The organism is Saccharopolyspora sp. NPDC050642 (assembly GCF_040654735.1).
Classification (GTDB): Bacteria; Actinomycetota; Actinomycetes; order Mycobacteriales; family Pseudonocardiaceae; genus Saccharopolyspora; species Saccharopolyspora elongata.
Map to the genome: position 1 here is coordinate 1 of NZ_JBFAIN010000072.1, position 19,379 is coordinate 19,379.

The window sequence follows — 19,379 nt, forward strand, 5'->3', positions numbered from 1 at the left end:
CCACGCAAAATCACCGCGATCGTCCGCGCCGCACTCACCCTCACCCACCACGAACACAACCGAATCCACTGAGATCACCTCATTGAAATTGCGGAAGTTCTCCACAGTCACCGGGAGTTCTCCACAGGTTTCGGTGTGTCGTGGTCCCGACACGCCGAAGGGGTGCAGTTTCAATTGAAACTGCGGTCACCTCGTCTCAGCGGACCTCGCCGAGCAGGTGGGGTTTGCCGGAACGGGCGTGGAGGGCGAAGTTCCAGCCGGTGTCCTGCCTGCTCATCGTGAAGTCCACTGTGGATGGCAGCAGCAGCGGCTTGCGGAACTCGACGTCGACCGAGTACGCGTCCGGCAGTCGTTCCGCGAACGCCGCCAGGCAGCGGGCCTTCGACCACATGCCGTGCGCGATCGCCCGTGGGAACCCGAAAGCCTTGGCCGTCAAGGGATGCAGGTGGATCGGGTTGCGGTCTCCGGAAACCGCCGCGTACCGCCGCCCGGTGTCGCCCGGCACCCGCCAGGTCGCCGTCGGCTCCCCAGTCGTGCCCAGCTCTGACGCCGCTGCCGGCTGCCCTGACGCCTCGCCGCGCTCGGGTGTCGCTTCGCCTGGCTGCCTCGCCTCGTCGTGCTCGGGTGTCGCTTCGCCTGGCTGCCTCGCCGGCGCCCCGGCTGCGTCCCGCGGCTGCGCCTCGTCGCGCTCCGCCTGCTCGGGTGCGCTGCCGCGCCGGAGGTAGGTGCTGACCTCCCGCCACACCACCTCGCCGCCCGCGCTGGTCTCGGTGACGACGTCGAACTGCCGCCCCTTCGGGTGCGGGCGCAGGTCGGCCACCCGGACCCGCTGCGTCAGCACGTCGGTGACCAGCAGCGGGCGCTCCTGGCGGATCGTGTTGGCCACGTGCACCAGTCCGACCAGCGGGAACGGGAACCCCGGATCGGTCATCAGCCGCACCGACAGCGGGAACGACAGCACGTGCGGGTAGGTGATCGGGAGCTCGTCGCGCAGCCCGAACCCGCACGCCCGGTTGTACTCGGCGAGCTGATCGCGGTCGATCTCGATGTCGCGCCGCAGGTACTCGGTGTCCGGCAGGCCGTCGCCGCGCCGGGTCGGCCCGGTCGCGACCGCCTTGAGGTACAGCGCGGAAAGCTTCGGTGCAGTGCTCAGTTCCGGCATCGCGGGTTTCCGTTCCGTCGAGGGGGCGTGAGCGCGAGAGCCGGTTCTCGCCGGCATTCGCGCTCACGACTGGTTCGGGGATCAGGCGCCGAGCAGGCTCTGGCCGCAGACCCGGACCACGTTGCCGTTCACCCCGGCCGACGCCGGGTCGGCGAACCAGGCGATGGTCTCCGCGACGTCCACCGGCAGCCCGCCCTGGGACATGCTGTTCATCCGGCGGCCCGCCTCGCGCACGAACAGCGGGACGGCCGCGGTCATCTTGGTCTCGATGAAGCCCGGCGCGACCGCATTGATGGTGGCCCCGCGGCTCGCCGCGATCCCGGCGGTGGATCGCACGTGCCCGATCACGCCGGCCTTGGACGCCGCGTAGTTGCCCTGTCCGACGTTGCCCGCGATGCCGCTGATCGAGGCGACGCCGATGATCCGCCCGCCGGGTCGCAGCGGGGAGCCGTCGGCGAGCAGCAGTTCGTTGATCCGCTCCTGCGCGGTCAGGTTCACCGCGAGCACCGCGTCCCACTGCTGCGACGTCATCCGGCCGATCGTCTTGTCCCGCGTGATGCCCGCGTTGTGCACCACGACGTCCAGCCCGCCGTGGCGCTGCGCGAAGTGCTCCGCGATCCGGTTGGGCGCGTCGTCAGCGGTGATGTCCAGCTGCAGCGTCGAGCCGCCGATGCGGTTGGCGACCTTGGCGAGGTCGCCGCCCTGCGCGGGCACGTCCAGGCACACCACGTGCGCGCCGTCGCGCGCGAGGGTCTCCGCGATCGCCTCGCCGATGCCCCGCGATGCCCCGGTGACCAGGGCGATCTTGTCGCGCAGCGGGCTTTCCCGGTCGACCTCCGGCACCTCGGCCGGGCCGACCCGGACCACCTGCCCGGAGACGTACGCGGACTTCGACGAGAGCAGGAACCGCAGCGTCGAGTCGAGCGCGTCCTCTGCTCCCCTGGCGACGTAGACCAGCTGTGCGGTCGCGCCGCGCTTGAGCTCCTTGCCCGCCGTGCGGACGAAGCCTTCGAGAGCGCGCTGCGCGGTGTGCGCGCGTGGGTCCTGCTGCTCTTCGGGCGGTGCGCCGAGCACGATCACCCGGCCGCAGCGGTCGGTCTGGCGGATCGTCGGGCCGAAGAACTCGCGCAGCTCGCGCAGTTGTTCACTGCTCTCGATGCCGGTCGCGTCGAAGATCAGCGCCGAGTAGCGCTCGCCTTCGGCCGGGGTCTGGTGGACCTTGATGTGAACGTCGTCGAGGGTCGCCGCGATCGCGTCGCCGAGCCGGCCGCCGGGCGCGGCGCCGACCAGCACCGGGCCGCTGACCACGGGATCGCCGGGTCGGTAGCGGCGCAGCGGCGTCGGCGCGGGCAGGCCGAGCCGCTTGACGACCTGCCGCCCGATCGGGGACAGGGTGAACTGCTGGTACCGGTCGGCCATGTGGACACTCCCGCGGGTTGGGGGCGCGAAGTTCGCTCGACGTCAAACCTACCCACGGGTAGGTTAGGTTGCCAGAGAGCATCGCATCAACTAGGGAGTCAGGCCATGGCCACCGTTCGGCGAGTAGCGATCATCGGCGGCAACCGGATTCCGTTCGCCCGGTCCGGCGGCCCCTACGCCCGCGCCTCCAACCAGGACATGCTCACCGCGGCCCTGGACGGGCTGATCGCGCGGTTCGGGCTGCAGGGCGAGCGGCTCGGCGAGTTCGTCGCCGGGGCGGTGCTGAAGCACAGCCGCGACTTCAACCTGGCGCGCGAGACCGTGCTGGGCTCCCGGCTCGACCCGCGCACCCCCGCCCACGACGTGCAGATGGCCTGCGCGACCGGGCTGGAGAGCGTGGTGTCGGTGGCGAACAAGATCGCCCTCGGCCAGCTCGACGTCGGCATCGCCGGCGGCGTCGACTCGGCCAGCGACGCGCCGATCGCGGTCAACGAGGACCTGCGCCGCGTCCTGCTGCGGGCCAACCACGCCAAGTCCGCGGCCAGCCGGTTGAAGGCGCTGGCCGGCGTCCGGCCGCAGCACGTCGTGCCGGAGATCCCGCGCAACGCCGAACCCCGCACCGGGCTTTCGATGGGCGAGCACGCCGCGAAGACCGCGCTGGCCTGGGGCATCGGCCGCGAGGAGCAGGACGAGCTGGCCGCGCGCAGCCACCAGCGGCTCGCCGCCGCCTACGACCGCGGCTTCTTCGACGACCTGATCACGTCGTTCCAGGGCCAGGCCCGCGACCAGAACCTGCGGCCGGACAGCTCGGCGGAGAAGCTCGCCAAGCTCAAGCCGGTGTTCGGCCGCGGCGAGGGCGCGACCATGACCGCGGGCAACTCGACGCCGCTGACCGACGGCGCGTCCACCGTGCTGCTGGCCAGCGAGGAGTGGGCCGAGCAGCGGCGGCTGCCGGTGCTGGCGTACCTCGGCGAGGTGGTGTCCGGCGCGGTCGACCACGTCAGCGGCGACGACGGCCTGCTGATGGCCCCGGCCTACGCGGTGCCGAAGCTGCTCGACCGGACGGGCCTGGAGCTGGGCGACTTCGACTTCTACGAGGTGCACGAGGCGTTCGCCTCGCAGGTGCTGGCGACCCTGAAGGCCTGGCAGGACCCGGAGTTCTGCAAGGACCGGCTCGGCCGGGCCGAGCCGCTGGGCGAGATCGACCCGGCGAAGCTCAACGTCAACGGCTCGTCCCTGGCGGCGGGCCACCCGTTCGCGGCAACGGGCGGCCGGATCGTGGCGACCCTGGCGAAGCTGCTCGCGGAGAAGGGCTCGGGCCGGGGGCTGATCTCCATCTGCGCGGCGGGCGGCCAGGGCATGACGGCAATCCTCGAACGCTGACCCGGTACCCGGAGGAGCTCCGTCTTGGGTTGCGATTGCTCGGCGGGCTCCAGCCGGGTTCGCGCTCCTCACCGCGGATCCCAGCGGGGTTCGTCCGTGCCGTAGGCGTGGATGAAGGGCCAGTTCAGGGGTTTTCCGTCGATCCGGCCGGGCGGGGCGACCGCGGTGATCCGGCCGTCCGGGGAGTCGAGTCCGGTCAGCCAGCGTTCGGTGTCCGCCGGGACCGGCGGGCGTTCCGCGCGGGGCCGGCCGAGGAGCCAGTGCGCGGTCCGGGCCAGGGAGAGTTCGCGGAGCCAGGTGCCGCCGGCCTCGGACTGCCGCCGCAGGCCGTCGAGCACCGCCGCCGCGCAGAGGTAGCCGGTGCCGTGGTCGAGCAACTGGCAGGGCAGCGCGCCCGGTCCGTCCGATGTGGACTCGACGGCGGCGATTCCGGAGGCGGCCTGCACGATGCTGTCGAAACCGCGCCGCTCGCCCCACGGCCCGGCCGTTCCCCAAGCCGACAGCGAGACCACCACCAGGCCCGGATGCCGTTCGGCGAGCTCCTCGGCGCCGAGCCCGAAGCGGCGGAGCGCGCCCGGCCGGTAGCCGTGCACGAGCACATCGGCCCCGGCCAGCAGTTCGTGAAGCAGCGCAAGGCCTTCCGGCTCATCCGCGTCGAGCACGGCGCTGCGCTTGCCGAGCAGCGTGTCGTAGCTGCCGGGGCGTTCCGGGCGGTGCGGCGGTCGATGCGCAGCACGTCCGCGCCGAGTGCCGCGAGGAAGCGGGTGCACACCGGCCCGGCGATCACCCGCGTCAGGTCGAGCACTCGGAGCCGGTCTCCCCGCCTCCGCGGCGCGGCGTCGCCGATCCGGTCCGTCCCGACGAGCGGCCGCGCCGCGACGGCCCGTCCCGGCGGCTCGGCCAGCCATTCCTGCGGAGTGCGCACGGCGGCGGCGATCCCGCCGGCCTCGACCACGCGTGTTTCCACCTCGCGCGCCGTGAGTTCTCCGATCGCCGACGCCACGGCCGCGACGTCATCGGGCGTGCCGAGCGCGCGCACCAGCGCTTCGCGGTGCCAGGGGTAGTTGCCGTGCGTGCGGACCCAGCCGTCCGCTGCCCGCCAGAACCGCGACATCGGCGCGAAGCCGTCCAGCGCCGGCTCGCCGTCGAGCCGGAGGTGGGCCTCGCTGCGCATCGCGGCGGCGACGTGCCCGGTCGCGAGCTCGACGGGCCACCGGGTCGACGCGAGCAGCGCCGCGCCGATGCAGGCGATCGCGGTGTCCTCCACCGGCAGCCGCGACGTGAGGTGCCCGAGGTCGCCCGCCACGGCCAGCTCGGCGGGATCGCGATCGACCCCGAGCGCTCCCAGCGCTTCCGACAACGGGTTCAGCCAGGGCTCCATGGCCAGATCCTCGGTGTTCGAAGCGGCCACCGCAGCAGGTCCAGCCGAAGATCACAGGTCCCGGATTGCCGAGTATCGCGCGGTCTAGCGATTTCCCTAGACGGGCGAATATCCGCCGAGCCGGCGCCAACACACCCATCGGGGTTTCTCGCCGAATATCGAATCAGCGCTAGACGACTGGATAAAGTCCGAGGAATGGACCCGGTCCGCAACCCCTTCGCCCCCGGCGCCGGACAGCGGCCGCCCGAACTGGCCGGCCGGGATCGCGAGGTCGACGCCTTCGACGTGGTGCTCGAACGAGTCGCGCGCGGTCGCCCGGAGCGCAGCCTCGTGCTCACCGGCCTGCGCGGCGTCGGCAAGACGGTGCTGCTCGGCGAGCTGCGTTCGATGGCGGTCAAGCGCGGTTGGGGCGCGGGCAAGGTGGAGGCCCGCCCGGAGGCCGGGCTGCGGCGCCCGCTGTCCGCCGCGCTGCACCGCGCGATCCGCGATCTCGCCGTCCGGCACCGCGCCCCGGACCGCGTCGAGGAGGTGCTCGCCGTCCTGAAGGCGTTCGCGCTGAAGGCGAATCCGGACGGCGCGAAGCTGCGGGACCGCTGGCAGCCGGGCATCGACGTGCCCGCCGCCCAGGGCCGGGCCGACTCCGGGGACATCGAGATCGACCTCGTCGAGCTGTTCACCGAGGTCGCCGAGCTGGCCGCGGACGTCGGCACCGGCATCGCGCTGCTGATCGACGAGCTGCAGGACGTGCAGCCCGCCGACGTCTCGGCGTTGTGCGCCGCCTGCCACGAGCTGTCCCAGTCCGGCGCGCCGCTGGTGGTCGTCGGCGCGGGGTTGCCGCACCTGCCCGCCGTGCTGTCGGCGAGCAAGTCCTACTCCGAGCGGCTGTTCCGCTACGTGCGGATCGACCGACTGGACCGCTCGGACGCCGACCGCGCCGTCGTCGCCCCCATCGAGCGGGAGGACGCCGAGATCACCCCGGCCGCCCTGGACGCCCTGTTCACGATCTCCGGTGGCTACCCGTACTTCGTGCAGTCCTACGGCAAGGCGACCTGGGACGCGGCGGTGCGCGCGGAGATCAGCGACGAGGACGTCCGGCTGGCGGCGCCGGAGGCGGAGACCGAGCTCGCGGTCGGCTTCTTCGGCTCCCGCTACGAGCGGGCCACGCCCGCCGAGCGCGAGTACCTGCGGGCGATGGCGGAGCTCGTCGAGGGCCGCGACGAACCGGCGCCGACGGCGTCCATCGCGGAGTACCTGGAGCGCCGCCCGTCCTCGCTGTCCCCGGCGCGCGACAGCCTGATCAAGAAGGGCTTGGTGTACTCGGGCGAACGCGGCCTGATCGCGTTCACCGTCCCGCACTTCGGCCGCTACCTGCTCACGCAGGAATAGCCCGGAAGAACCGGTTGGCGCTCGGCCGGAACATCGCCACCAGCGCGCCGGCCACGGCGAGCACGTGCAGCGCGCGGACCAGGAGGAAGGCGAGCTGCCAGGCGTCCGCGGGTGGGGCGACCCCGCCGCCGGTCAGCGCCGAGGCGAGCGTCGGCCCGACCATGCTCAGCATCCCGATGCCGCCGAGCAGCACGGCCAGCACAACGCGCACCCAGTTCTGGCCGCTGCGGAGCCGGAGCACCAGGGCGGCGAGGGCGGCGTAGAGGAGCATCCGGACCGCGGCCTGCAGCAGCAACGGGCCGGTCGGTGCCTGGACGACGTGGATCAGCGTTTCGACGACCCCGGCGCCCACGGCGATCAGCCAGAGCAGGATCGAGTTCCGCACGGCGGCGGGTTGTTCGCGCACGGTCGGCCCCTCCCGAGAGATGATCACCTCGGAGTGACCTGCGCGGATCGCCGCAGCTCATCGGGCTTTCTCCCGGAGATGTCCCCTAGTGGGCCGGCCCGCCACTACGTCTTTCTAGGCATATCTAGATCAGTTGCTAGAGAGCTGTATAAAGGCTGATGGCGTCGCTGGTCCGGGTCGGATCGTGGTGACCTGAGACACATGTCGACATGTGTGTAACGGGAAGCCGTCGGGCGTCGATATGCAGGATGACCCCGCGGTGCTGTCGGACCCCCGACCTGGCAGCATCGCGGGGCTTTCCAATTCCGGCACACCGCCGGTATCGGGCATCTCGCCCACCTATCACCTGAAACCAGCCGAACCCGGCGTTATTCCCGGGTCCCCCGGTGAACCGTCGCGCGCGAAGGGAGTCGCGAATGGAAGCCGTCATCGTCCTGGTCGGCGCCCTGGTCCCCACCTTGGCGGCCACCGCCTTCTACGTCCGCGATCGCAACCGCCTCTGACCCGCGGCCGGGCGGGTTGGTCCAATCCGCCGACTCCGCGCAACCGGGTGCTGTTGACTGCGGGCGTGAGTGCTGAGCAGCAGCGCGCCGCCCCCGAGCGCAGGTCCGGGAAAGGCGTGGGTGTCGGCCTGCTCGCAGCTGCGGTGCTCGTGCCGCTCCTGACGGCGGCCGAGTACTTCGTCGTCGGCGCGGCGTGGGCCGCCTGCCTCACCGACGCCGAGCGCTACGGGTTCGCGCTGATGCTGTCGGTGCCGGTGCTGTTCGTGCTCAACGTCGTCGTGTTCGGGGTGACCTTCCCGCTGGTCTGCTCCGCCGCGCGCCGGCTCCGGCACCCGCGGACGGCGGCCGTCGCCGGCATCGCACTGGTCGTCGCGGTGGCGTTCTACGCGGAGGTCGGGGCGGTGTACTCCTACTGGGCGGAGCCGGCCCAGCTCGGCGCGTGCGTCGACCACGTCCCGCCGTGGTGGCCTTCCTGGACCCGGGGCTGACCGGTCCGAGGAGTGAGACGCGACTCGGGACGCCGCACCCGTCGGAACACCGCGCGGCGGTGTGTTGTTGACTGCGGGCGTGAGTGCTGAGCAGCAGAAACGCCGTGCCCGTGTCCGCGCCCCCGAGCTGATCGGCCGCCAGTGGCTGAACACCGGCGGCGAGGACCTCAAGCTTGCCGACTTCCGCGGCAAGGTCCTCGTCCTGGACTTCTGGACGTTCTGCTGCATCAACTGCTTGCACGTGCTCGACGAGCTGCGGCCCTTGGAGGCCGAGTTCGCCGAGGAGGTCGTCACCGTCGGCGTGCACTCGCCGAAGTTCGAGCACGAGGCCGATCCGGATGCGCTGGTCGCCGCCGTCGAGCGCTACGCCGTGCACCACCCGGTGCTCGACGACCCGGAGCTGACCACCTGGCAGAACTACGCGGTCAAGGCCTGGCCGACGCTGGTCGTCGTCGACCCCGAGGGCTACGTCGTGCACGTCGCCGCTGGTGAGGGGCACGTCGAGGCCCTGCGCAGCGTGATCACCGAGATCATCGCCGAGCACGAGGCCAAGGGCACGCTGCACCGGGGGAACGGCCCTTACGTGCCGCCGGAGGCGCCCGAGACCACGCTCCGCTTCCCCGGCAAGGTCATCGCCCTGCCGAGCGGGAACCTGCTGGTGTCGGACTCCGCGAACCACTCGCTGGTCGAGTTCGCCACCGACGGCGAGACCGTGGTGCGCCGCATCGGCGCCGGTCGGCGCGGTCGCGCGGACGGCGCTGCCGCCGAGTTCTCCGAGCCCGCCGGTCTCGCGCTGCTGCCGCAGCACGTCGCCGAGCAGGTCGGCTACGACGTCGTGGTCGCTGACACCGTCAACCACCTGCTGCGCGGCGTCCGGCTCGCGGACGGCGAGGTCACCACCCTGGCCGGGACCGGCGAGCAGTGGCGCGACGGCGCCGACGGCGGACCCGCGCTGGAGACGCCGCTGACCAGCCCCTGGGACGTCGCCTGGTGGGAACCGGCCGGCGGCGTGGTGATCGCGATGGCGGGCAACCACACGCTCGGCCTGTTCGACCCGGTCGCGGGCGAGGTCCGGCGGTTCGCCGGGACGACGGTCGAGGGCCTGCGCGACGGCGCCGCCGACGAGGCGTTCTTCGCGCAGCCGTCCGGGCTGGCCGACGGCGGCGACCGGCTCTGGCTGGCCGACTCCGAGACCTCCGCGCTGCGCTGGGTCGAGGCCGCGGGCGATGGTTTCGAGGTCCGCACGGCCGTCGGCACCGGGCTGTTCGACTTCGGCCACGCCGACGGCCCCGCCGAGAAGGCGCTGTTCCAGCACCCGCTCGGCGTCGCGGTCCTGCCCGACGGATCGGTCGCGGTCTGCGACACCTACAACGGCGCCGTCCGGCGCTACGAGCCGGCGACCGGCGAGGTGTCGACGCTGGCCACCGACGTCGCGGAGCCCTCCGGCGCGGCCGTGGTGGGCGGGGAGCTCGTCGTGGTCGCCTCCGCCGCGCACCGGCTCGAGCGGCCGGTCCCGCCGGGCGTCGCGGCGCGCCTCGTCGAGGGGGCGTCGCAGCAGGTCAAGCGGCCGGCCACGGAGATCGGCAGCGGCGCGGTCGAGCTCGCCGTGGTGTTCACGCCGCCGCCGGGCACCAAGCTGGACGAGCGCTACGGGCCGTCGACCCGGCTGGAGATCACCTCGTCGCCGGCGGAACTGCTGGTCGAAGGCGCCGGCGTGGGCACCGACCTGACGCGGCGCCTGGTGCTGGCCGAGGGCATCGAGCAGGGCGTGCTGCACGTGGTGGCGCAGGCCGCCAGCTGCGACGACGACCCGTCGGTCGAGCACCCGGCCTGCCGCCTGACCAGGCAGGACTGGGGCGTGCCGATCAAGATCGCGGCCGCCGGGCCGAAGCGGTTGCCGCTGGTGATGGGCGGCCTTGACGCCGAGGCGTGATCTCGCGGCCCCAGCGGATCACCGCACCGGGTGTTGACAGGGGCCGCCGGGCACGCCGGGTGCTCGCGTTTCCGCAGGTAGATGCTCGTGCGCGGTTTGGGGCGCTATGGCACTCCAAACCGCTCACGAGTACTTGACCAGCGGAAACCGTTGGTGGCACCGGTGGATCCGCCGTGACGGGGCCGGAAAGCCCTGCCCTGGCCGGTTGGTCGCCCGGCGGCGGCAAGTAAACTTTTCGGGTGACCGATGCCAAGCTCGAAATCCAGATGCTGCACGACCGGGTCATGGTGCGCATCTCCCCGGAATCCGGTGAGCGCCGCAGCAGCGGCGGCATCGTGATTCCGGCGACCGCCCAGGTGGCCAAGCGGCTGCTGTGGGGCGAGGTCTTCGGCGTGGGCAGTCACGTGCGCACGGTGAAGGTCGGAGACCAGGTGCTGTTCAACCCCGACGAGCAGTTCGAGGTCGAGGTCCAGGGCCAGGCCTATCTCGTGATGCGGGAGCGGGACCTGCACGCCGTGGCCAGCGAACGCACCGAACAGGGCACCGGGCTGTACCTGTAGTCGACGCGGCCTTCCCTCGCGGAGCCGGCCGCCGATATCGTCACGCGCCCCACCGCACGACCGACACGAGAAGGGGAAGCGGTGCCGGAAAACCACGATCATCGAAGCGGTGCCGAGCCGTCGACCGAACGGATGCGCACCGACCCGGAACGTTCCGGCGAGGCCCAGCCGGAGACCATCGTCGAGCAGACCACCCGGATCCCACCGGTGCAGGCCGACTTCGACGAACGCACCCGCCCCAACCTGTCGGGCGCCGCGAAGCCGGAGGCCCAGCAGCCGGCACCGGAGTCCGACGCCGAGCGGACCGCCCAGATCGCCGCGGTGCCCGCCGACTTCTCCACGTTCCGCATCGAGACCCAGGCGATCCCGCCGGTCGGCGCCCAGCCCGACGGCTGGGCCGCCGCGACCCCGCCGCCTTCCGACGCCGACAAGAAGCGCCGCGGCCTGATCCGCGCCGGCATCGCCGCCGGCGCCGTGGTCGGCGCGCTGGTGCTGCTCTACGTCGGTGACCTGGTCTTCACCAGCGGCCAGGTGCCGCGCGGCACGGTGGTGGCCGGCGTCGACATCGGCGGCCTGGACGAGACCGCCGCCGAGACGGAGCTCCGCGAGAAGCTCGGCCCGGGCCTCAACGAGCCCGTCGAGCTGCGGGTCGGCGACCGCACCGCCACGATCAACCCGGAGCAGGCCGGGCTGCAGATGGACTGGACGGCGACCGTCCAGCAGGCGGGCAGCCAGCCGCTGAACCCGTTCACCCGGATCGCCTCGCTGTTCACCACGACCGAGGTCGCCCCGGTCAGCCACGGCGACCGCGAGCAGCTGGTCCAGGCGCTGGAGCAGGTCCGGCCGCAGCTGGACCGGGCCCCGGCCGAGGGCGCCATCCGGTTCGAGGGCACCAAACCGGTCGCCGTCGACCCGATCACCGGGCAGGCCATCGACGTGCAGCGGGCCACCGACGAGGTGCTCACCCACTGGGCGGACGACGTCGCCGTGCAGGTGCCCTTCACCGAGCAGCCGGTCAGCACGACCAGCGAGGGCGTGCAGCGGGCGCTGCGCGAGGTGGCGCAGCCCGCGGTGTCCGCGCCGGTGACGGTGCGCGGCCAGGGCAAGGACGCGACCCTGGCGCCCGCGGCGATCGCCGCGGCGCTGCGGTTCGAGCCGGACGGCGCCGGCGGGCTGAAGTCCCACGTGGACCTGCCGGCCGCGATCGGCAGCGTCGAACCGCAGCTGGCCGACACGATCAAGCCCGGCAAGGACGCCGAGATCGTCCTGGAGGGCGGCGCGCCGGTGGTCCGGCCGTCCACCGACGGCATCGGCGTCGACTGGAACAAGAGCTTCGAGCGGATCGACGAGGTGCTCCGCAGGCCGCAGGACCGCGCGGTGCAGGCCATCTACGTGCACGAACCGGCCAAGTTCACCACCGAGCAGGCCAACCAGATGGGCATCCGCGAGGTGGTCGGCGAGTTCACCACCGGCGGGTTCGAGGCCGCGTCCGGGGTGAACATCCGGCGGACCGCCGAGCAGGTCAACGGCGCGATCATCAAGCCGGGCGAGGTCTTCAGCCTCAACGGGCACACCGGGCCGCGCGGGATCCCGCAGGGCTACGTCGAGTCCGGGATCATCGAGAACGGCCGCCCGGGCCGGGCCGTCGGCGGCGGCATCTCGCAGTTCGCCACGACGCTGTACAACGCCTCGTACTTCGCCGGCATGCAGAACGTCGAGCACAAGGCGCACAGCTACTACATCAGCCGGTACCCGGCGGGCCGCGAGGCCACCGTGTTCCAGAGCCCGAGCGGCGCGAGCATCATCGACGTCAAGTTCAAGAACGTCGCCAAGAGCGGGATCATGATCACCACCCGCTGGACGCCGTCGTCGATCACGGTGCAGCTCTGGGGCACCAAGCAGTTCGACGTGTCCTCGCAGACCGGCGAGCGGACCAGCCCCACGCAGCCGCAGGAGAAGGTCGTGCCGCCGGGCGAGCCGTGCAGCCCGAGCAAGGGCACGCCGGGCTTCTCGGTGAACGACACCCGGACCATCAAGGACGTGACCACCGGCCAGGTGCGCACCGAGACCCAGCACACCGTCTACAACCCGCAGCCGATCATCCACTGCGGCGCGCCCCCGGGCGGAGCGCCCGCCCCGCCGCGCTGACGGCGAGTCGCCGACGAGCGGTCGTCCCGGTTCCCCGGGGCGACCGCTCTCGCGTTTCAGCGGGTGGTCGCGACGAGCAGGCCGGGGTGGTCGGTGCCGTCGATCGGGATCGTTTCGGCGTGCTCCAACCGGAACACGTCCATCGCCAGCACGTGCTGCACGCTGCCGTCGTCCGTGCGGTACCAGCCGTCGGGCACGCAGCCCTGCACGTCGGGGTTGCCGCCGGCGACCAGGTTCAGGTCTCCGCCGATCACCGACTCGGCGCCGAGCGCGATCGCGACGCCGGAGAGCTCCCGGCACTGCTCGGCCGCGACTTGGCCGTCGCTCGCGGACAGGTGCGTGGTGCACGCGGCGACCTTGGAGTACGGCACGCACAGCAGCACCCGCTGCTCGTTGCCGCCGTCCTGCGCGGCGTACTGCCGCTCGACCGCCTCGCCCGCGGCCCCGAGATCGGGGTTGGTCAGGATGGCGACGCCGTAGTCGCCGCGCCCGTCCTTGCAGGCGAACGGGCTGCCGGTCGCCTTGTCGCCGACCGGGGCGAACGCCCAGCGGTAGCCCGTTTCGTGCGTCATGCGGGTGATGTCCGGGGCGCAGACCTCGTTGATCGTCACCACGTCCGGCCGGCGCTGCTGGATCGCGGCGATCGCCGAGTCGACCGACTTGCCCTCCGCGTAGCAGTCGGCGAAACCGCTGTTGCAGAGGTTGAGCTGGAGCACGGTGAAGGGCTGGGCCGCCGCGGTCTGCGCCTGGGCGACCGGGACGACGACGGCGGCGAGCGCGGCCAGTGCCGCTGCGATCCACAGCGCGGCCGATCGGCGCAGGCCGGCACGCTTCATCGGGACCTCCTCAAGGCTCTCGGCGCCGCGGGCTCGGCACCCGTCGAAAGTCTGCTCACCAGCGAATATCGGCTCGACCGCCGGATGGGGTAGTGGCGACTTCTCGTCAAGTGCACCCGTCCGGACACGTTGCGTGTACGAGCAGTGATCGTCCGCAGGGGCCTCGCGAGCGCGTTCCGGAGCCCGTCGAGCACTCCCTGTTGACCAGTGGCACACACCACATGAGACTGAGTGCCATTCGGCAGTAGCGGGCGACAACCCGCACGAACAGGGGAGGTTCGGCGGAAGATCTTTCGTCTTCGCCCCGGTCGGCTGGCAGGTTTCCGATCGCCGGCCGACCCGCGACCGGGCGCGGACCGAAAACTTGATGGCTTCGCAACACTCAGCATTGGGATTACGCCCGAACGAGTGGCACCATTCGAACACTCGCGTTCTCACCTACTAGGAGTGACATCGTGGCGCGTCGCAGAACACTACGAGCGATGGCTCTGCTGCCCGCTCTGGCCCTGGCCACCGCCGTCGCGGCGGGCTGTGCCGAGTCCACCACCGGCGGTGGCGGCACGGCGGACGGCGGCGTGGAGGTGATCAAGCCGGGCATCCTCACGACCTGCACGCACATGGACTACAAGCCCTTCCAGTTCCACGACCAGGGGAAGATCGTCGGCTTCGACGTCGACCTGGTCGACGCGATCGCCAAGGACATGGGCCTGACGCAGGAAATCCTGGACACCCCGTTCGAGGGCATCCAGTCCGGTGAGGACCTCAACACGCGGCGCTGCGACGTGGCCGCCGCGGCCATGAGCATCACGCCGGCCCGCGAGCAGAACTTCGACTTCTCCGACCCGTACTTCGACTCCACCCAGGCGCTGATGACGAAGAAGGGCTCGGGCATCCGCAGCCTGGCTGACCTGCGCGGCAAGAAGCTGGGTGTCCAGCTGGCCACCACCGGTGAGAAGTACGCGAACGAGAACAAGGACGCCAACGGCTACGAGGTCGTCCAGTTCGAGGACCTGCCGCTGTCGGTGACCGCGGTGGAGACCGGCCAGGTCGACGCGGCGATCAACGACAACAGCGTCTTCGGCGACTTCGTCAAGAACAACCCGAACGTCGAGATCACCAACGAGTTCAGCACCGGCGACCAGTACGGCATCGGCATGGCCACCGGCAACACGGCGCTGAAGGAGCGGGTCAACGCCGCGCTGAAGAAGCTCAAGGAAAACGGCGAGTACGACAAGATCTACGAGAAGTGGTTCGGCAAGAAGCCGCAGTGATCGCCTGCGGGGCATAGCGCTCCAATGCCAACGTACGGGGTCGGCGGGTGCTCCACCGCCGGCCCCGAACACTGATCAGGAGACTTCATGACAACCGACACCGAGCGGCCCAAGTCGGGGCTGGGCCGGCGGCAGAAGGCCCGGCTCAACCGCGGCATCCAGTACGCCGTGCTGATCGTGGTCATCATCGTGGTGGCCGTGGTCGCGGACTGGGACTCCATCGCGCGGGCGTTCTTCAACGTCGACGTGGCGAAGGCGCAGTTCCCCGCCGTGATCACCACGGCGCTGGTCAACACCATCATCTACACCGCGCTCGGCTTCGGGTTCGGCCTCGGGCTGGGCATCGTGCTGGCGTTGATGAAGATGTCGCCGGTCGGCCCGTACCGGTGGATCGCCACCGGCTACATCGAGCTGTTCCGCGGCCTGCCCGCGCTGCTGGTGTTCATCGCGCTGGGCTTCGGCGTGCCGATCGCCTTCCAGCTGCGGTTCGACATCTACTCCACAGTGATGCTGGCGCTCGGCTTGGTCGGCGCGGCCTACATGGCCGAGACCATCCGCGCCGGCGTCCAGGCGGTGCCGAAGGGGCAGATCGAGGCGGCCCGCTCGCTGGGCATGTCGCCGACCCGGACCATGATCACCGTGGTGATGCCGCAGGCGCTCCGGATCATCCTGCCGCCGCTGACCAACGAGCTGATCCTGCTGACCAAGGACTCGTCGCTGGTCTACCTGCTCGGTCTGGCCGCCAACGAGTACGAGCTGGCGAAGTTCGGCCGTGCCGCGCTGAACGAGTACGCATCGCTCACGCCGCTGCTGGTGGCCGGGCTGTGCTACCTGATCATCACCATTCCGCTGTCCCGGGTTTCGGACCTGCTGGAGCGCAAGTACGGCGGCGGGGCGCGGACCAAGGGGGCCAAGGCATGAGCGACGTGATGATCGAGATCAACGGGCTGAGCAAGTCGTTCGGCTCCCTGGAAGTGCTGCGCGGCATCGACCTGGAGGTGGCGCGCGGCGAGGTCGTCTGCGTCATCGGCCCGTCCGGCTCCGGCAAGTCCACCCTGCTGCGCTGCGTGAACCTCCTGGAGGAGCCGACCGCGGGCAAGGTCGTGGTGGACGGCACCGACCTCACCGACCCGGACACCGACCTGGACGGCGCCCGCCGGCACATCGGCATGGTGTTCCAGCAGTTCAACCTGTTCGCGCACCTGCACGTGCTGGACAACCTGACCGTGGCGCAGCGCAAGGTGCTGGGCCGGGACAAGGCGACGGCGGAGAAGATCGCGCGCGAGAACCTGGAGCGGGTCGGGCTGTCGGACAAGGCCGACGCCATGCCCGCGCAGCTCTCCGGCGGCCAGCAGCAGCGGGTCGCGATCGCGCGGGCGCTGTCGATGAACCCGAAGGTCATGCTGTTCGACGAGCCGACATCGGCGCTGGACCCGGAGCTGGTCGGCGACGTGCTCGGCGTGATGCGGCAGCTCGCCGACGAGGGCATGACGATGCTCGTGGTCACCCACGAGATGCAGTTCGCCCGCGAGGTGGCCGACCGGGTGCTGTTCATGGACGGCGGCGGGATCATCGAGCAGGGGCCGCCGGCCGAGGTGATCGGTGCGCCGAAGGAGGAGCGCACCCGCACCTTCCTCGCCCGCGTCCTCGACCCGACCCACACCCACCCCGCCCCGGAGTGATCTGAAGGCAGGACCGCGCGAACGGCCCGTTCACCTCGTACCGCGAGGAGAACGGGCCGTTCGCTCGTTCCCGGTCGAGGTTTCACGTGGAACCGAATAGGCCATCCGGCTGCACTCAGCAGCGCATCGCAACCAAGGGTTGTGATCACACGTCGGAGTTCTATAGGTAGTTGATCGACTACCTTTTCGGGTGATCAAGTTGATCAGCTGGTCGGGGACTAGGTCGGGGGCGAGGGTGCCGGTCGTCAAGCCGTGGGACAGCAACGGTCCGCTCACCGCTGCGGAGCAGCGGTTCGAGGAACTGCTCCGGCAGGGCAGAGCCGACCGCGCGATCCCGGGCGCCGTCCCGCCGCTGGACGTGCACGCCGTGCGGTACTCCCAGGACCGCGAGATCCGCGGCGAATACCTCGCCCGCCGCCTGGTCGAGTCGCTGGAGGAACCCGGCTGGCGGCCGTTCTCCCGGCGCAGCGGCGGCCAGCAGCAGGTCATCGCCGTCGAGGACGCGGTGATCACCGGACACCTGGACCTGCGCGCCACCGACCTGCCGTACCTGCTGGAATTCGTCCGCTGCCGGTTCGAGCACGCGCCCGACCTGCGGCAGGCGAACATCGCCGGCCTGGTGCTCTGGCACTGCCGGTTCCCCGGCATCGACGCCCGAAACCTCAACACCAGCAACGACACCGTGCTCCGCAACTGCACGAGCATCGGCGGCATCGTCGACCTCGCCGACGCCCAGCTCGGCGGTTCGCTGCTGCTCAACGACAGCGAGCTGCGCAATCCCGGCGGCCGCGCGATCTACGGCGACCGGCTGTCCGTCTCCGGTGCGCTGCTCGGGTTGCGGCTGCAGGTGGCGGGCGAGATCCGCATCCCCGGCGCGAAGGTCGGCGGCAACCTCACGCTCTCCGGCGGGGCGCTGCGCAACCGGGGCCGGTACGCGTTGAACGCCAACGGGATCCAGATCGGCGGCAGTCTGCGCTGCGACGTCGACCCGCTCACCCGCCGGCCGTTCACCGTCGCCGGGCTGATGTTCCTGCCCAGCGCGCACATCTTCGGCGACCTGCGGCTGCGCGACGCGGTGCTGGAACCGGGCGTCGCGCCCTCGCAGCGCGGCGAATCCCAGTACGACGACCCGACCAGCACGCTCGTCATCGACCGCGGCGACATCCGCGGCGACGTGCAGATCGACCAGGGCTTCCGCAGCGGCGGCACCATCCGGATGGTGAGCGCGAAGGTCGGCGGCGACCTGCGGATGTCCGGCGCGCACATCGACCTGAGCTGGTCGCGCTCCAAGAAGGCGTCGGTCGAGCAGCCGCTGCGCTCGGTGCACATCGACGGCACCGAGATCCTCGGCAACCTGGAGGCGTCGCGGGTCGAGCTGCACGGCCAGGTGCGGATGATCGACGTCCGGGTGCATGGCAGCTTCCAGCTGAACAAGGCCTGCCTGCACGGCCCGCGCACCGACGTGCTGCAGGCCAGCCGGCTCGTGGTCGGCAGCAACCTGGACTGCCGGGAGACCGACGTCGTCGGCTCGATCCAGCTGCAGGGCGCCCAGATCGGCGCCAACGTCGACCTGCGCTCGGCGCACCTGACCAAGCCCGCGTGGCACCGCCACCGGATGTCCTACAAGTCCTCCCTGGACCTGCGCGCGGCGCGCATCGCGCGCGACCTGGTGTGCGCGGCGGGCAGCCGGCCGTTCCTCGCCGAGGGCGAGGTGCAGCTGCGGCGCGCCGAGATCGGGCGGCAGGCGAACTTCTGGGGCTGCCGGCTCGGCGACGGCACCAGCCGCAACGCGATCAACGCCTTCGGCCTGGTGGCGCAGGAGCTCACGCTGGTTCCGGAGACCGCGCCGCAGGGCCGGATCATGCTCCGGCAGGCGCAGTGCGAGCTGCTCGCGGACAGCGCGTCGCTGTGGGCGGCGTCCGGCGGCGTCGACGTCGAGGACTTCGGGTACGACAACTTCACCACCACCATCGAGCCGACGGATCAGGCCGCGGTGCGGGAGCGGCTCGGCTGGCTGCGCGACAACTCGGGCGGCCGCTACCAGCCCGGGCCGTACGACCAGCTGGCGCGGGTGTTCCGCGGCAACGGCAACGAAGAGCACGCGGTGCTGGTGCTGATCGAGAAGCAGCGACGCCGCTACCAGGCGATCGCGGCAGCGACCCGGCCCGCGTTCCGGTGGCCGGTGCGGTTGTGGAGCATGCTGCAGCTGATCACGGTCAGCTACGGCTACCGCCCGCTGCGCGCCCTGATCTGGCTGGTGCTGCTGACCGCGGCCGGCACCACCTGGTTCGACCACCACCCGCTGGTCCCGATCAACGAGGAAGACCACCCGGTGTGGAACCCGTTCCTGTACACAGTGGACCAATTGGTGCCGATCATCAACCTCGGTCACGACGTGATGTGGCAGGCGCACGGCAATTCGCAGTGGATCACGGTGGTGCTGATCGCCTCGGGCTGGATCCTCGCGACCACGGTCGCGGCGGGCATCACCAGAGCCCTCCACCGAGAGCTCTAGCCGCCGTTTTCGCGCCGCTTTCGCGCGAAACCGGCGCTCGTCCCTCACTCGGAGTGCCGTTTTCGCGCGAAACCGGGCGCCCAGCGATCCGGGCGCCCACGTCTCACGCGTGCCCGCACGCCCTCCTGAAACGACCTCTCGGGCAGTTCCAGGACCGCCCCTGAGTGGCCGTGCCCCTCGGGGTCCGCAATTTCAATGGAAATCGGACCTTCGATTTCCATTGAGCGTTTTTCATCTTGTTTCGTGTTCGAGGGTGAGGATGGCTTTGGCGAGGGTGCCGACTTGGTGGGGGCAGCAGCGGACGCG

General features: G+C 71.2%; 15 protein-coding genes and 1 pseudogene. 10 read left to right on the forward strand and 6 right to left on the reverse strand.

The genetic code is table 11. The features are described from left to right. Positions 1–196 precede the first annotated feature (196 nt). Positions 197–1,162, reverse strand: coding sequence for a MaoC/PaaZ C-terminal domain-containing protein (locus tag AB0H93_RS43475; RefSeq protein WP_358582647.1), 966 nt, complete (start codon positions 1,160–1,162; stop codon positions 197–199). A gap of 81 nt (positions 1,163–1,243) precedes the next feature. Beyond that, positions 1,244–2,581 (reverse strand): 3-oxoacyl-ACP reductase, encoded by a 1,338-nt coding sequence (locus tag AB0H93_RS43480; protein ID WP_358582649.1) that lies wholly within the window; start codon positions 2,579–2,581, stop codon positions 1,244–1,246. Between the two features lie 105 nt (positions 2,582–2,686). Here AB0H93_RS43480 and AB0H93_RS43485 point away from each other — a divergent pair, with 105 nt between their 5' ends. After that, entirely contained in the window at positions 2,687–3,964 is a 1,278-nt protein-coding gene (locus tag AB0H93_RS43485) for an acetyl-CoA C-acetyltransferase (protein WP_358582651.1), read from the forward strand. Positions 3,965–4,032: 68 nt separating this feature from the next. Here the strand turns inward: AB0H93_RS43485 and AB0H93_RS43490 are convergent, their stop codons facing one another. After that, on the reverse strand, positions 4,033–4,734 hold the full coding sequence (locus AB0H93_RS43490) for a CoA transferase (RefSeq protein ID WP_358582654.1): 702 nt from the start codon (positions 4,732–4,734) through the stop codon (positions 4,033–4,035). Beyond that, positions 4,722–5,345, reverse strand: a pseudogene (locus AB0H93_RS43495) (carnitine dehydratase); the annotation flags it as partial. The pseudogene AB0H93_RS43495 and the gene AB0H93_RS43490, both read right to left, overlap by 13 nt. 195 nt (positions 5,346–5,540) lie before the next feature. On the opposite strand from AB0H93_RS43495, the gene AB0H93_RS43500 reads away from it, so the two are divergent. After that, entirely contained in the window at positions 5,541–6,731 is a 1,191-nt protein-coding gene (locus AB0H93_RS43500) for an ATP-binding protein (protein ID WP_358582656.1), read from the forward strand. On the opposite strand, the gene AB0H93_RS43505 is transcribed toward AB0H93_RS43500, so the two are convergent. Beyond that, positions 6,718–7,137 (reverse strand): hypothetical protein, encoded by a 420-nt coding sequence (locus AB0H93_RS43505; protein ID WP_358582659.1) that lies wholly within the window; start codon positions 7,135–7,137, stop codon positions 6,718–6,720. The genes AB0H93_RS43500 and AB0H93_RS43505 overlap by 14 nt on opposite strands. 568 nt (positions 7,138–7,705) lie before the next feature. Between AB0H93_RS43505 and AB0H93_RS43510 the strand changes: the two genes are divergently transcribed. The 4 genes from AB0H93_RS43510 (at position 7,706) to AB0H93_RS43525 (ending at position 12,769) form a co-directional block, all read left to right on the forward strand. Then, positions 7,706–8,128 (forward strand): hypothetical protein, encoded by a 423-nt coding sequence (locus tag AB0H93_RS43510; protein WP_358582662.1) that lies wholly within the window; start codon positions 7,706–7,708, stop codon positions 8,126–8,128. Positions 8,129–8,207: 79 nt separating this feature from the next. Then, on the forward strand, positions 8,208–10,061 hold the full coding sequence (locus AB0H93_RS43515) for an NHL domain-containing thioredoxin family protein (protein ID WP_358582665.1): 1,854 nt from the start codon (positions 8,208–8,210) through the stop codon (positions 10,059–10,061). Positions 10,062–10,300: 239 nt separating this feature from the next. Further along, positions 10,301–10,621, forward strand: a complete 321-nt coding sequence (locus AB0H93_RS43520) for a co-chaperone GroES (protein ID WP_093260968.1) — start codon at positions 10,301–10,303, stop codon at positions 10,619–10,621. Between the two features lie 81 nt (positions 10,622–10,702). After that, a complete protein-coding gene (locus AB0H93_RS43525) occupies positions 10,703–12,769 on the forward strand; it encodes a VanW family protein (RefSeq protein ID WP_358582667.1) in 2,067 nt (688 codons plus the stop codon). Positions 12,770–12,825: 56 nt separating this feature from the next. Here the strand turns inward: AB0H93_RS43525 and AB0H93_RS43530 are convergent, their stop codons facing one another. Next, entirely contained in the window at positions 12,826–13,605 is a 780-nt protein-coding gene (locus AB0H93_RS43530; RefSeq protein ID WP_358582669.1) for an endonuclease/exonuclease/phosphatase family protein, read from the reverse strand. A 482-nt stretch (positions 13,606–14,087) separates the two neighbouring features. On the opposite strand from AB0H93_RS43530, the gene AB0H93_RS43535 reads away from it, so the two are divergent. The 4 genes from AB0H93_RS43535 to AB0H93_RS43550 all read left to right on the forward strand — a co-directional run bounded on the left by AB0H93_RS43535 (position 14,088) and on the right by AB0H93_RS43550 (position 19,073). Continuing rightward, positions 14,088–14,876, forward strand: a complete 789-nt coding sequence (locus AB0H93_RS43535) for an ABC transporter substrate-binding protein (RefSeq protein ID WP_358582672.1) — start codon at positions 14,088–14,090, stop codon at positions 14,874–14,876. 87 nt (positions 14,877–14,963) lie between these two features. Continuing rightward, positions 14,964–15,797 carry an amino acid ABC transporter permease gene (locus AB0H93_RS43540; RefSeq protein ID WP_358582674.1) on the forward strand — a complete coding sequence of 278 codons (834 nt, stop codon included), beginning with the start codon at positions 14,964–14,966 and terminating at the stop codon, positions 15,795–15,797. Continuing rightward, complete coding sequence (locus tag AB0H93_RS43545) at positions 15,794–16,558, forward strand: amino acid ABC transporter ATP-binding protein (RefSeq protein ID WP_358582676.1); 765 nt, start codon at positions 15,794–15,796, stop codon at positions 16,556–16,558. Before AB0H93_RS43540 ends, AB0H93_RS43545 begins: the two co-directional genes overlap by 4 nt. Positions 16,559–16,748: 190 nt before the next feature. After that, positions 16,749–19,073 (forward strand): oxidoreductase, encoded by a 2,325-nt coding sequence (locus AB0H93_RS43550; protein WP_358582678.1) that lies wholly within the window; start codon positions 16,749–16,751, stop codon positions 19,071–19,073. Positions 19,074–19,379 lie beyond the last annotated feature (306 nt).